This is a genomic window from Pseudomonas sp. 910_23 (assembly GCF_052850795.1).
The window spans coordinates 347,804-359,489 of record NZ_VXCZ01000001.1; the positions used below are offsets into that span (position 1 = coordinate 347,804).

Annotated in this window: 11 protein-coding genes; 9 read left to right on the plus strand and 2 right to left on the minus strand. The window is 59.4% G+C overall.

Annotation, left to right across the window (positions count from 1 at the left end; all coding sequences use genetic code 11):
* The first annotated feature begins 13 nt into the window (after window positions 1-13).
* The 7 genes from FW800_RS01645 to FW800_RS01675 all read left to right on the plus strand — a co-directional run bounded on the left by FW800_RS01645 (window position 14) and on the right by FW800_RS01675 (window position 8,397).
* Entirely contained in the window at window positions 14-451 is a 438-nt protein-coding gene (locus FW800_RS01645) for a hypothetical protein (protein ID WP_446436835.1), read from the plus strand.
* A gap of 458 nt (window positions 452-909) precedes the next feature.
* On the plus strand, window positions 910-3,057 hold the full coding sequence (fadB, locus tag FW800_RS01650) for a fatty acid oxidation complex subunit alpha FadB (protein WP_005786151.1): 2,148 nt from the start codon (window positions 910-912) through the stop codon (window positions 3,055-3,057).
* Between the two features lie 29 nt (window positions 3,058-3,086).
* The gene (fadA, locus tag FW800_RS01655) at window positions 3,087-4,262 is read left to right on the plus strand and encodes an acetyl-CoA C-acyltransferase FadA (RefSeq protein ID WP_005786153.1); all 1,176 of its coding nucleotides are present in this window, start codon (window positions 3,087-3,089) and stop codon (window positions 4,260-4,262) included.
* Between the two features lie 98 nt (window positions 4,263-4,360).
* Complete coding sequence (locus FW800_RS01660; protein WP_046071494.1) at window positions 4,361-4,597, plus strand: DUF1653 domain-containing protein; 237 nt, start codon at window positions 4,361-4,363, stop codon at window positions 4,595-4,597.
* Window positions 4,598-4,711: 114 nt separating this feature from the next.
* Window positions 4,712-7,333 carry a type I DNA topoisomerase gene (topA, locus tag FW800_RS01665; protein WP_032877218.1) on the plus strand — a complete coding sequence of 874 codons (2,622 nt, stop codon included), beginning with the start codon at window positions 4,712-4,714 and terminating at the stop codon, window positions 7,331-7,333.
* 193 nt (window positions 7,334-7,526) lie between these two features.
* The gene (locus tag FW800_RS01670; protein ID WP_032877217.1) at window positions 7,527-8,048 is read left to right on the plus strand and encodes a DUF6586 family protein; all 522 of its coding nucleotides are present in this window, start codon (window positions 7,527-7,529) and stop codon (window positions 8,046-8,048) included.
* Between the two features lie 115 nt (window positions 8,049-8,163).
* Window positions 8,164-8,397 carry a hypothetical protein gene (locus tag FW800_RS01675; RefSeq protein WP_005786160.1) on the plus strand — a complete coding sequence of 78 codons (234 nt, stop codon included), beginning with the start codon at window positions 8,164-8,166 and terminating at the stop codon, window positions 8,395-8,397.
* 53 nt (window positions 8,398-8,450) lie between these two features.
* Here the strand turns inward: FW800_RS01675 and sulA are convergent, their stop codons facing one another.
* Both sulA and lexA read right to left on the minus strand, forming a co-directional pair.
* The gene (gene sulA / locus FW800_RS01680) at window positions 8,451-8,924 is read right to left on the minus strand and encodes an SOS-induced cell division inhibitor SulA (protein ID WP_005786162.1); all 474 of its coding nucleotides are present in this window, start codon (window positions 8,922-8,924) and stop codon (window positions 8,451-8,453) included.
* Window positions 8,925-8,934: 10 nt separating this feature from the next.
* A complete protein-coding gene (lexA, locus tag FW800_RS01685) occupies window positions 8,935-9,543 on the minus strand; it encodes a transcriptional repressor LexA (RefSeq protein ID WP_003172575.1) in 609 nt (202 codons plus the stop codon).
* A gap of 263 nt (window positions 9,544-9,806) precedes the next feature.
* Here lexA and FW800_RS01690 point away from each other — a divergent pair, with 263 nt between their 5' ends.
* Both FW800_RS01690 and nagZ read left to right on the plus strand, forming a co-directional pair.
* Window positions 9,807-10,514: a TetR/AcrR family transcriptional regulator gene (locus FW800_RS01690; protein ID WP_005786171.1), complete on the plus strand. Its 708-nt coding sequence runs from the start codon at window positions 9,807-9,809 to the stop codon at window positions 10,512-10,514.
* Between the two features lie 136 nt (window positions 10,515-10,650).
* Window positions 10,651-11,661, plus strand: a complete 1,011-nt coding sequence (nagZ, locus tag FW800_RS01695) for a beta-N-acetylhexosaminidase (protein ID WP_446436836.1) — start codon at window positions 10,651-10,653, stop codon at window positions 11,659-11,661.
* Window positions 11,662-11,686: the final 25 nt, after the last annotated feature.

The following is an 11,686-nucleotide window of genomic DNA, read 5'->3' on the forward strand; positions in this document are numbered from 1 at the left end:
CGGGAGTACACATATGACGGTGTGGATAGTGGTGTCAATCCTTGCGGTGGTTTTAAGCCCCCTGGCCTGGCTGCGCCCGTCGCGTGGGCAGAGCGGGCGCATGGCCCTGCGCATGGAGGCACGCCGCATCGGCCTGGCCATGCAGTTGGCGCCCCAGGAATGGCCGCACTGGCTCAAGCAAGAGCCGCCGAGCCCTTGTGCGCAGTACTGTCGACCGCGGCGTGGGAGCACGCCGGCCATCTGGAGTTACTGGCAGTTGGAGCCGGGTGTGTGGGTCAATCAATGGCGCGAAGGGTGTGTGGATGAAAAGTTGTTGCCGTATTTTGCGACGCTGCCGGCGAACGTCTACAAGGTCGAGGCCGACAAGCAGATGATCGCCTTGTACTGGGGCGAGAAGGGCGACATGAGTGTGTTGAAGGATATTGATGCGTTGCTCAGGGCCTTGGCCTGACACTCCTACAGAGGCCGGGCAATAAAAAGCCCGACTTCATCATCGGGCTGGAGGTGGCCAGGCAGGCCGGTAAATCTGCAAGTTCCCGCTAGCCTAGCCGTATATCCCTTTCTGTACAGCCGCTTCCCACATCTTTTCTATTATTGATCTTGTGAATATTTGAATATTGACGGGTTGCCTGCCTGTGGTCCGGGTTCTGAAATGACTGGAAAGTCGCGTTTTTCCTAGCCTTTGGAGCGATTGACAATTGCTCGGAATTGGATGAAGGTGGCGTACCCAAATCAAACGGGCGTATGAATTGAGCGTTTGTCCTACAGGCAGCTCATACATAACCCCGACTATCGCACTGGCGGGTGTGCCTGGCGGATGGGTTTGAGCATTGATGCGACTATCAACGTCAAACCAGAGGCCAGCGTCCGGTGTGTACTGTTCAGCTTCCATATCGTGGAGATCAGTTGATGATTTACGAAGGTAAAGCCATCACGGTTAAGGCTCTTGAAAGTGGCATCGTCGAATTGAAATTCGACCTCAAGGGTGAGTCCGTCAACAAGTTCAACCGTCTAACCCTGAACGAACTGCGTCAGGCCGTAGACACCATCAAAGCAGATGCTTCGGTCAAGGGCGTGATCGTCTCCAGCGGCAAGGACGTGTTTATCGTCGGCGCTGACATCACCGAATTCGTCGACAACTTCAAGCTGCCCGATGCCGAGCTGGTGGCTGGCAACCTCGAAGCCAACAAGATCTTCAGCGATTTCGAAGACCTCAACGTGCCGACCGTTGCCGCGATCAATGGCATTGCGTTGGGTGGCGGCCTGGAAATGTGCCTGGCAGCGGATTTCCGTGTCATGTCCGCGACCGCCAAGATCGGCCTGCCGGAAGTCAAACTGGGCATCTACCCGGGCTTCGGCGGTACCGTGCGCCTGCCGCGCCTGATCGGTGCCGACAATGCGATCGAATGGATCGCCGCCGGTAAGGAAAACAAGGCCGAGGACGCACTGAAGGTCGGTGCCGTCGACGCAGTGGTGGCTCCGGACAAACTGGCCGAAGCCGCGCTGAACCTGATCAAGGGCGCCATCAGCGGGGAATTTGACTACAAGGCCAAGCGTCAGCCGAAGCTGGAAAAACTCAAGCTCAACGCTATCGAACAGATGATGTCGTTCGAAACCGCCAAAGGTTTCGTGGCAGGCCAGGCCGGCCCGAACTACCCGGCCCCGGTTGAAGCGATCAAGACCATCCAGAAGGCCGCGAACTTCGGTCGTGACAAAGCCCTGGAAGTGGAAGCGGCAGGCTTCGTCAAACTGGCGAAAACCTCGGCGGCCCAGAGCCTGATCGGCCTGTTCCTGAACGATCAGGAACTGAAGAAAAAGGCCAAGGCCTACGACGAAATTGCCAAGGACGTGAAACAGGCTGCCGTACTCGGCGCCGGTATCATGGGCGGCGGTATCGCCTATCAGTCGGCGTCCAAAGGCACGCCGATCCTGATGAAAGACATCAACGAGCACGGTATCGAGCAGGGCCTGGCCGAAGCCGCCAAGCTGCTGGTGGGCCGCGTTGATAAAGGTCGCATGACCGCTGCAAAAATGGCTGAAGTGCTTAACGGCATTCGTCCTACGCTGTCCTACGGCGATTTCGGCCACGTCGACCTGGTGGTCGAAGCGGTTGTCGAGAACCCGAAGGTCAAGCAGGCGGTATTGGCTGAAGTGGAAGCCCAGGTCAAAGATGACACCATCCTGGCCTCCAACACCTCGACAATTTCCATTTCGCTGCTGGCCAAGGCCCTCAAGCGTCCGGAAAACTTCGTCGGCATGCACTTCTTCAACCCGGTGCACATGATGCCGCTGGTGGAAGTGATCCGTGGCGAGAAGTCCAGCGAGCTGGCCGTTGCCACCACCGTTGCCTACGCCAAGAAAATGGGCAAGAACCCGATCGTGGTCAACGACTGCCCGGGCTTTTTGGTCAACCGCGTGCTGTTCCCCTACTTCGGCGGTTTCGCCAAGTTGGTCAGTGCCGGTGTGGACTTCGTGCGCATCGACAAGGTCATGGAGAAATTCGGCTGGCCCATGGGCCCTGCGTACCTGATGGACGTGGTCGGTATCGACACCGGCCACCACGGCCGCGACGTTATGGCTGAGGGCTTCCCGGACCGCATGAAAGACGACCGCCGCTCGGCGATCGACGCGCTGTACGAGGCCAAGCGCCTGGGCCAGAAGAACGGCAAGGGCTTCTACGCCTACGAGGCCGACAAGAAGGGCAAGCAGAAGAAAGTCGCCGATCCGTCGGTGCACGAAGTGCTCGCTCCGGTCATCTACGAACAGCGTGAGGTGTCGGACGAGGACATCATCAACTGGATGATGATCGCCCTGTGCCTGGAAACCGTGCGTTGCCTGGAAGACGGCATCGTCGAAACCGCCGCCGAAGCCGATATGGGCCTGGTGTACGGTATTGGTTTCCCTCCATTCCGTGGTGGTGCACTGCGCTACATCGATTCGATCGGTGTGGCCGAGTTCGTTGCCCTGGCTGACAAATACGCTGATTTGGGCCCGCTGTACCACCCGACCGCGAAGCTGCGTGAAATGGCCAAGAATGGCCAGAGCTTCTTCGGTTAAGCGCCCAATCGACTAGAGCGAGAATATTTATGAGCTTGAATCCAAGAGACGTCGTGATTGTCGACTTCGGTCGTACTCCGATGGGCCGCTCCAAGGGCGGCATGCACCGCAACACCCGCGCTGAAGACATGTCGGCGCACCTGATCAGCAAGCTGCTGGAACGTAACGTCAAGGTTGACCCGAACGAAGTCGAAGACGTGATCTGGGGCTGCGTCAACCAGACCCTGGAGCAGGGCTGGAACATCGCGCGCATGGCGTCGCTGATGACCCAGATCCCGCACACCGCAGCCGGTCAGACCGTCAGCCGCCTGTGCGGTTCGTCGATGAGCGCGCTGCACACCGCTGCACAAGCGATCATGACCGGCAACGGTGATGTATTCGTGGTCGGCGGCGTGGAGCATATGGGCCACGTCAGCATGATGCACGGTGTCGATCCCAACCCGCACATGTCGCTGTACGCAGCGAAAGCCTCGGGCATGATGGGCCTGACCGCGGAAATGCTTGGCAAGATGCACGGCATCACTCGCGAAGCCCAGGACGCGTTCGGCCTGCGTTCCCACCAGCTCGCCCACAAGGCGACCGTGGAAGGCAAGTTCAAGGATGAGATCATCCCGATGAACGGCTACGACGAAAACGGTTTCCTGAAACTGTTCGACTACGACGAAACCATTCGTCCGGACACCACCCTGGAAAGCCTCGCGGCGTTGAAGCCTGCGTTCAATCCAAAGGGCGGCACCGTGACAGCCGGTACGTCGTCGCAGATCACCGACGGTGCTTCGTGCATGATCGTGATGTCGGCGCAGCGTGCCCAGGACCTGGGTATCCAGCCGCTGGCCGTGATCCGTTCGATGGCGGTAGCAGGTGTGGACCCGGCGATCATGGGCTATGGTCCAGTACCGGCCACACAAAAAGCCTTGAAGCGCGCGGGCCTTTCCATCTCCGATATCGACTTCTTCGAGCTCAACGAAGCTTTCGCCGCACAGGCCCTGCCAGTGCTGAAAGATTTGAAAGTACTCGACAAGATGAACGAGAAGGTTAACCTGCACGGCGGTGCGATTGCCCTGGGCCACCCATTCGGTTGCTCCGGTGCACGTATCTCCGGCACTTTGCTTAACGTGATGAAGCAAAATGGCGGCAACCTCGGGGTTGCTACCATGTGCATTGGTCTCGGCCAAGGCATCTCCACCGTCTTCGAACGCGTCTAAACGTTCGGTTGACGGAAGCCGGGGCCAAGTGCCCCGGTTTTTGTTTTTTGGAACTTTTTAATATTTTTTTTCAACAAATTTTGTACGAGGGGCAGAGCATGAAAGTTGAACCAGGGCTCTACCAACATTATAAGGGGCCGCAGTACCGCGTTTTCAGCGTGGCACGGCACTCCGAAACCGAAGAAGAAGTGGTGTTTTACCAAGCACTGTATGGCGAATACGGCTTTTGGGTGCGTCCCTTGAGCATGTTCCTTCAGACCGTTGAAGTTGACGGCGAGCAGGTCCCGCGCTTTGCTTTGGTCCAGGCCGAACCCAGTCTTTTTAAAGGGCAATAACGGCAGGTCGCGCAGAGTGCTGCGCTTGACCTCACCTTGTTGCCACTATATATAGCGTTGCCGCGACAGGCGCCAACTGCCTTTCACTTCTCGAATTCAGGAATTTTCCGATCCATGGGCAAATCGCTGGTCATTGTGGAATCCCCGGCTAAGGCCAAGACCATCAACAAGTACTTGGGCAACGAGTACGTGGTGAAGTCGAGTATCGGCCATATCCGAGACCTGCCCACCAGCGGTTCGGCTAGCGCCAGCAAGGAGCCTGCCGCCAAGCGCGGCAAGGCGGCTGCGGGCGAAGGTCCGGTGCTCAGCCCTAAAGAGAAAGCGCGCAAGCAGCTGGTCTCGCGCATGGGTGTGGACCCGGACCATGGCTGGAAGGCCAAGTACGAAATCCTTCCGGGCAAGGAAAAGGTCATCGAAGAGCTGCGCCGGCTCGCCAAGGATGCTGACACCATCTATCTCGCGACGGACTTGGACCGCGAAGGGGAAGCCATTGCCTGGCACCTGCGCGAAGCCATCGGCGGTGATGACAGCCGCTACAAGCGTGTGGTGTTCAACGAAATCACCAAGAAAGCCATCCAGGAAGCCTTCTCCAAGCCGGGCGAGCTGGATATTGACCGCGTCAACGCCCAGCAGGCCCGTCGCTTCCTCGACCGCGTCGTGGGCTACATGGTCTCGCCACTGCTGTGGGCGAAAATTGCCCGTGGTTTGTCCGCCGGCCGTGTGCAATCGGTTGCGGTGAAGCTGGTGGTGGAGCGTGAGCGTGAGATTCGTGCGTTCAACCCCGAAGAGTATTGGGAAGTCCACGCTGACCTGGGCACCGCCAAGGGCGCCAACGTGCGCTTTGAAGTGGCCCGCGAGAAAGGCGAGGCCTTCAAGCCGCTGAACGAAGCCCAGGCCATGGCCGCGCTGGAGAAGCTCAAGGCCTCCAGCTACAGCATCGTCAAACGCGAAGACAAACCGACCAGCAGCAAGCCGTCGGCGCCGTTTATCACTTCTACCCTGCAACAGGCCGCGAGCAACCGCCTGGGCTTCGGGGTGAAGAAGACCATGATGATGGCCCAGCGTCTGTATGAAGCCGGTTACATCACCTACATGCGTACCGACTCCACCAACCTGTCGCAAGACGCGGTGGCGATGGCGCGCACGTATATTGAAAGCGAGTTCGGCAAGACCTATCTGCCGGAGAAGCCGAACGTCTACAGCAGCAAGGAAGGCGCACAAGAGGCTCACGAAGCGATTCGTCCTTCCGACGCCAACACCACGCCCGCCAAGCTGAGCGGCATGGAGCGTGACGCTGAGCGCCTCTACGAGCTGATCTGGCGCCAGTTCCTGGCCTGCCAGATGCTGCCGGCGCAATACCTGTCTACCACTGTCAGTGTGGGTGCTGGCGACTTCGAGCTGCGCGCCAAGGGCCGTATCCTCAAGTTCGACGGCTACACCCGCGTCATGCCGCAAATCGCCAAGCCAGGCGATGACGACGTGCTGCCGGACATGGCCCAGGGCGATACGTTGAAGCTGATCAAGCTCGACCCATCCCAGCACTTCACCAAGCCACCGGCGCGTTATTCCGAAGCCAGCCTGGTGAAAGAGATGGAAAAGCGCGGTATCGGTCGCCCGTCGACCTATGCAGCGATCATTTCTACCATCCAGGACCGTGGCTACGTCGCGCTGCACAACCGTCGTTTCTATTCGGAAAAGATGGGCGATATCGTTACCGAGCGTCTGTCCGAGAGCTTCTCCAACCTGATGGACTACGGCTTCACCGCCGGCATGGAAGAGAATCTCGATGACGTGGCCCAGGGCGAACGCGACTGGAAAAACGTGCTGGATGAGTTCTACGGCGACTTCAAGAAAAAACTCGAAGTAGCCGAGAACCCTGAGAGCGGTATGCGCGCCAACCAGCCGGTGATGACGGATATTCCGTGCACCACCTGCGGTCGACCAATGCAGATTCGTACCGCCTCCACGGGCGTATTCCTCGGTTGCTCAGGCTACAGCCTGCCGCCCAAAGAGCGCTGCAAGGCGACCGTCAACCTGGTGCCGGGTGATGAAATCGCGGCTGATGACGAGGGTGAGTCCGAGTCGCTGGTGCTGCGTGGCAAGCACCGCTGCCCGATCTGCAGCACGGCGATGGACGCCTACCTGCTGGACGAGAAGCACAAGTTGCACATCTGCGGTAACAACCCCGATTGCAATGGCTACGAGATCGAAGAGGGCACCTACCGCATCAAAGGCTATGAAGGTCCGAGCCTGGAATGCGATAAGTGCGGCAGCGAGATGCAGCTCAAGACCGGCCGTTTCGGCAAGTTCTTCGGCTGCACCAATCCTACCTGCAAGAACACGCGCAAACTGCTCAAAAGCGGTGATGCGGCGCCGCCGAAGATGGATCCGGTGAAGATGCCGGAGCTCAAGTGCGAAAAGGTCAACGACACCTACATCCTGCGTGACGGTGCTTCGGGGCTGTTCCTGGCTGCCAGCCAGTTCCCGAAAAACCGCGAGACCCGTGCGCCGCTGGTGCTGGAGATCGTGCCGCACAAGGACGAGATCGATCCGAAGTACCACTTCCTGTGTGAAGCGCCGAAGAAGGACCCGGATGGTCGCCCAGCCGTAATCCGCTACAGCCGCAAGACCAAGGAGCAGTACGTGCAGACCGAAGTGGACGGCAAGCCTACCGGCTGGAAAGCGTTCTACGACGGCGGCAAGTGGAAGGTCGAGGACAAGCGCCAGGGCGCTTGATCCGTCGGATGCGCTGAAGATCCAATGTGGGAGGGGGCTTGCCCCCGATGAGGGAGTGTCAGTTGATACATCTGTAACTGACCCACCGCCATCGGGAGCAAGCCCCCTCCCACATTTGCACTTGCAGTACGTTCGGCTGATCCGTGACACTGTTCAGCCAGCATCACGCCTATTCGTTGTGGAGATTGCCGTCATGGCCAACGAACTCTATACCCGTACCAATCAGAAAATTTACTTCGCGGGTTTATCCCTGGACGCCCTTGGCCGTGCAGAGGAAGGGAAGGAGATGAATGCCATCGCGCTGGTGCAGGCGGGGCGCGAAGCGGCCTTGTTTCATCTCTATGGCGCGTTGCTGGGGCTGTGCCATGAAATTGCAGGGTTCTATCGCTTGCCCCAGGCGGGTGCCCCCCGTGCAGAAATGATCATGAATCGTGAAGTGCTCGATTCGATGGCGATCCCTGAGTTGGCCGAGCTGGTGGAAATGGCCCAGAGCCCTGACAGTTGGGTGGCACGGCTGCTCAAGGCCCATGCCGATATGTTCCATCCACCACGTATTCCCCATGTGCCCAAGGGCGATGTCACCCAGCCGCTGATCGTTGCCGTGGCGTTGGAACAGGATGAGCCCAAGCCCTTGGGGCGCGAAGAGTTGGAAGGCTGGCGCCAGGAGCTGAAAAAGATGGCGCTGCGTTTTCGTGAGGGGTTGAACGAGTGCTGAAGGTAGGCGCTCGCCGGGCACCATTCATCAAGCCGTAAAGAAACCTGCCCGGTTCCTCTGCGAGGCTGGGTGGATGACTGATATAATCTCGGCCTTTCGTGGAGAACAGACTTTTATGCCAACGTCCTTTCTGGAAATTGTTGAACTGCCTGATGGCCGAATCGAACTGCGCCGGGCTGAGGACGAAGGTTCTCTGGTTATTCTGGATTTTTCCGAAGATGCCAAAGTGTTCCTGCAGGGCCAGCACGTGGAAGTGGCTAAAGCCATGTTGAGCGTGGGCGTGCAGATGGCAGGTCGCCTGGCTGAAGGCGAACCGGAGAAGGACGACGGCCCGCGGGTACTTCACTGAGTCTTGTGGTGAAGGGGCTTCCAAGCCCGATCACTGCAAGCCAAGCTGTAGTTTTATCCCAAACGAATATTCAAACTCTGAGCGTCGCCCGTACGTGCGGCACTGATGAGTTGCTGCTTGGCGCTCGCATTCAACGGATTCAACCAGCTCACCACCGTATGACTGCGGCCTAGACGCAAGGCCTCACAGGTCAACTGCTGGGCGCTCTGCGCTCCCCGTGGCTGCAACAGCAGGATGCGCTCGCGGTTGAGGCCGGCGTCCCGCAGCCAGGCCTGGGTCAGGCTGGCGGGCGGGGCGATCAGCGTCAGCCAGCGTGCGTCCTGGTCTTCGCTCAATTCGCGCAGAATTGGCGCCAGCAGGTTCAGGCAGCTTTCGGCCGCACCGCGCAACGACAATTCACTGAACGCCTCAGGTTCACCGCCCCAGGGGGCTTCGACCGTTTCCTTGAGGATGGGCGCAAGGGGTTGGGCCATAAAGGCCTCGAACAGCGACAGTTGTGTGTGTTGTGGGGTGTGCACGAGCTGCATGATGCCTCCTTTAGCGGCGAATGACGCCGACACTCAAGCCTTCGATCACCAGGTCCTGATCTTTCAGGTTGACTTCAATCGGGGCGAACTCAGGGTTCTCGGCCAGTAGCCAGACCTTGCTGCCTTCACGCTTGAAGCGTTTGACCGTGACCTCATCACCGATACGGGCGACGACGATCTGGCCATTGCGGGCTTCACGGGTGGTATGCACGGCGAGCAGGTCGCCATCGAAGATGCCTACGTCCTTCATGCTCATGCCGTGCACACGCAACAGATAGTCGGCGCGAGGGTGGAAGAAGGTCGGGTTGATGTTGCAGGATTCCTCGACGTGCTGCTGCGCCAGGATCGGCGCACCGGCAGCGACGCGGCCGATGATCGGTAGTGTCGATTCGTCGGCCTTGGCTTCAAAGCCAGGGATGCGGATACCGCGTGAAGCCCCTGGAGTCATCTCGATCGCGCCTTTGCGAGCGAGCGCCTTGAGGTGTTCTTCCGCGGCATTCGGGGACTTGAACCCCAGTTCCAGGGCAATCTCCGCACGGGTAGGCGGGTAACCGTTGTCATCGAGGCAGCGCTTGATGAAGGCCAGAATCTCGGCTTGGCGTGGCGTCAGTTTTAGCATGTTGATCGCTCTGTCTTTTTATACAGTGACTGGGATTATATACAGTGAACTGCGCTTGGCAATCATCCTTTTGCGCGACTCCGCTGGACGGTCATGCGTCACCCTTCCTACAACGTAGATAGGGTGTTGCCTACACGGCGAAAGGGATGTGATTAAATAGCGATGAAAGGGGTGACTGCCCGGCCGGAAAGCGAACCCGCAGGCTTGACAAGACACACTCTGAAACGTATGTTTCAAACAAGTGTTTGTCAGGCGGAGTAGCCATGGCCCAGTCGGAAACCGTTGAACGCATTCTCGATGCTGCCGAGCAATTGTTCGCGGAAAAAGGATTTGCTGAAACCTCATTGCGGCTGATCACCAGCAAGGCTGGGGTCAACCTCGCTGCCGTGAACTATCATTTCGGCTCGAAAAAAGCCCTGATCCAAGCGGTGTTTTCCCGCTTCCTGGGTCCATTCTGTGCCAGCCTCGACCGTGAGTTGGAGCGCCGCCAGGCCAAGGCTGATCACAAGCCAAGCCTGGAAGAACTGCTGGAAATTCTTGTAGAGCAGGCGTTGGTCGTGCAACCTCGCAGTGGTAATGACCTGTCGATCTTCATGCGCCTGCTGGGCCTGGCGTTCAGCCAGAGCCAAGGCCACCTGCGTCGTTACCTGGAAGACATGTACGGCAAAGTATTCCGCCGCTATATGTTGCTGGTCAACGAGGCGGCCCCACGTATTCCGCCTATCGAACTGTTCTGGCGCGTGCATTTCATGCTCGGCGCTGCGGCGTTCAGCATGTCCGGGATCAAGGCGTTGCGAGCGATAGCCGAGACCGATTTCGGCGTGAACACCTCGATCGAACAGGTGATGCGCCTGATGGTGCCGTTCCTCGCTGCGGGTATGCGCGCCGAGACCGGCGTCACCGACTCGACCATGGCTGCCGCCCAATTGCGCCCACGCAGCAAAACTGCACCGGTCGCCGCCAAGGTTTGATCGCCCCTGGGTGTGCGTGGCCGCTAGCATCCGCTAAGCTAGCCGCCATGCCGATTTCAGCTATTTATCCGCAACCCGTCGTGCTGACCGTGCCTGGTCAGCCCGACGGGTTGTGTGCGTTATTTAAGGAAGGTTTATGACTGCTGCCCTGCAAGGTTCTTTGATGGTCGACGTTGCCGGTACCTGGCTGACGGCCGAGGATCGTCACCTGTTGCGCCAACCGGAAGTGGGCGGCCTGATTATTTTTGCGCGCAATATCGAGCATCCACGCCAGGTTCGCGAGCTGAGTGCGGCGATCCGTGCGGTGCGCCCGGACCTGCTGCTGGCGGTCGACCAGGAAGGCGGGCGCGTACAGCGCCTGCGCCAGGGCTTTGTGCGCCTGCCAGCCATGCGCGCGCTGGCCGATAACCCCAACGCTGAATACCTGGCAGAACAGTGCGGCTGGATCATGGCCACCGAAGTGCTGGCCGTGGGTCTCGACCTGAGTTTCGCCCCAGTGCTGGACCTGGATTACCAACGCAGCGCCGTGGTCGGCACTCGCTCCTTCGAAGGCGACCCCGAGCGCGCCGCCGTACTGGCCGGTGCCTTTATTCGCGGCATGAACAGCGCCGGTATGGCCGCCACCGGCAAGCACTTCCCCGGGCACGGTTGGGCCGAGGCCGATTCCCACGTCGCGATTCCCAATGACGAACGCAGCCTGGAACAGATTCGCGCCAACGACCTGGTGCCTTTCGCACGCTTGAGCAAGCAATTGGCCGCAGTGATGCCCGCGCACGTGATCTACCCGCAGGTCGACAGCCAGCCCGCCGGCTTCTCGCGCCGCTGGTTGCAGGACATCCTGCGCGGCGAGTTGCAGTTTGATGGGGTGATTTTCAGTGATGACCTGTCCATGGCGGGCGCCCACGTGGTGGGTGATGCGGCGAGTCGGATCGAGGCGGCGCTGACGGCGGGTTGTGATATGGGGCTGGTATGCAATGACCGCGCGGCTGCCGAGCTGGCACTCACCGCCGCGCAGCGGATGAAGGTTACGCCGTCGGCGCGGATTGCGCGTATGCGTGGGCAGGCGGTTGCGTCGACTGATTACAAACAGGATCCGCGTTGGCTGGCAGCGCTTACTGCGTTGCGTGATGCGCAGTTGATCGGCTGACGAGCGCGGCGCGACCATCGCAGGC

What these genes read in the sequence shown, in the direction of transcription:
- FW800_RS01645 (WP_446436835.1), top strand. Translation starts at nt 14, where the DNA reads ATGACGGTGTGGATAGTGGTGTCAATCCTTGCGGTGGTTTTAAGCCCC.
- fadB (WP_005786151.1), top strand. Translation starts at nt 910, where the DNA reads ATGATTTACGAAGGTAAAGCCATCACGGTTAAGGCTCTTGAAAGTGGC.
- fadA (WP_005786153.1), top strand. Translation starts at nt 3,087, where the DNA reads ATGAGCTTGAATCCAAGAGACGTCGTGATTGTCGACTTCGGTCGTACT.
- FW800_RS01660 (WP_046071494.1), top strand. Translation starts at nt 4,361, where the DNA reads ATGAAAGTTGAACCAGGGCTCTACCAACATTATAAGGGGCCGCAGTAC.
- topA (WP_032877218.1), top strand. Translation starts at nt 4,712, where the DNA reads ATGGGCAAATCGCTGGTCATTGTGGAATCCCCGGCTAAGGCCAAGACC.
- FW800_RS01670 (WP_032877217.1), top strand. Translation starts at nt 7,527, where the DNA reads ATGGCCAACGAACTCTATACCCGTACCAATCAGAAAATTTACTTCGCG.
- FW800_RS01675 (WP_005786160.1), top strand. Translation starts at nt 8,164, where the DNA reads ATGCCAACGTCCTTTCTGGAAATTGTTGAACTGCCTGATGGCCGAATC.
- sulA (WP_005786162.1), bottom strand. Translation starts at nt 8,924, where the DNA reads ATGCAGCTCGTGCACACCCCACAACACACACAACTGTCGCTGTTCGAG.
- lexA (WP_003172575.1), bottom strand. Translation starts at nt 9,543, where the DNA reads ATGCTAAAACTGACGCCACGCCAAGCCGAGATTCTGGCCTTCATCAAG.
- FW800_RS01690 (WP_005786171.1), top strand. Translation starts at nt 9,807, where the DNA reads ATGGCCCAGTCGGAAACCGTTGAACGCATTCTCGATGCTGCCGAGCAA.
- nagZ (WP_446436836.1), top strand. Translation starts at nt 10,651, where the DNA reads ATGACTGCTGCCCTGCAAGGTTCTTTGATGGTCGACGTTGCCGGTACC.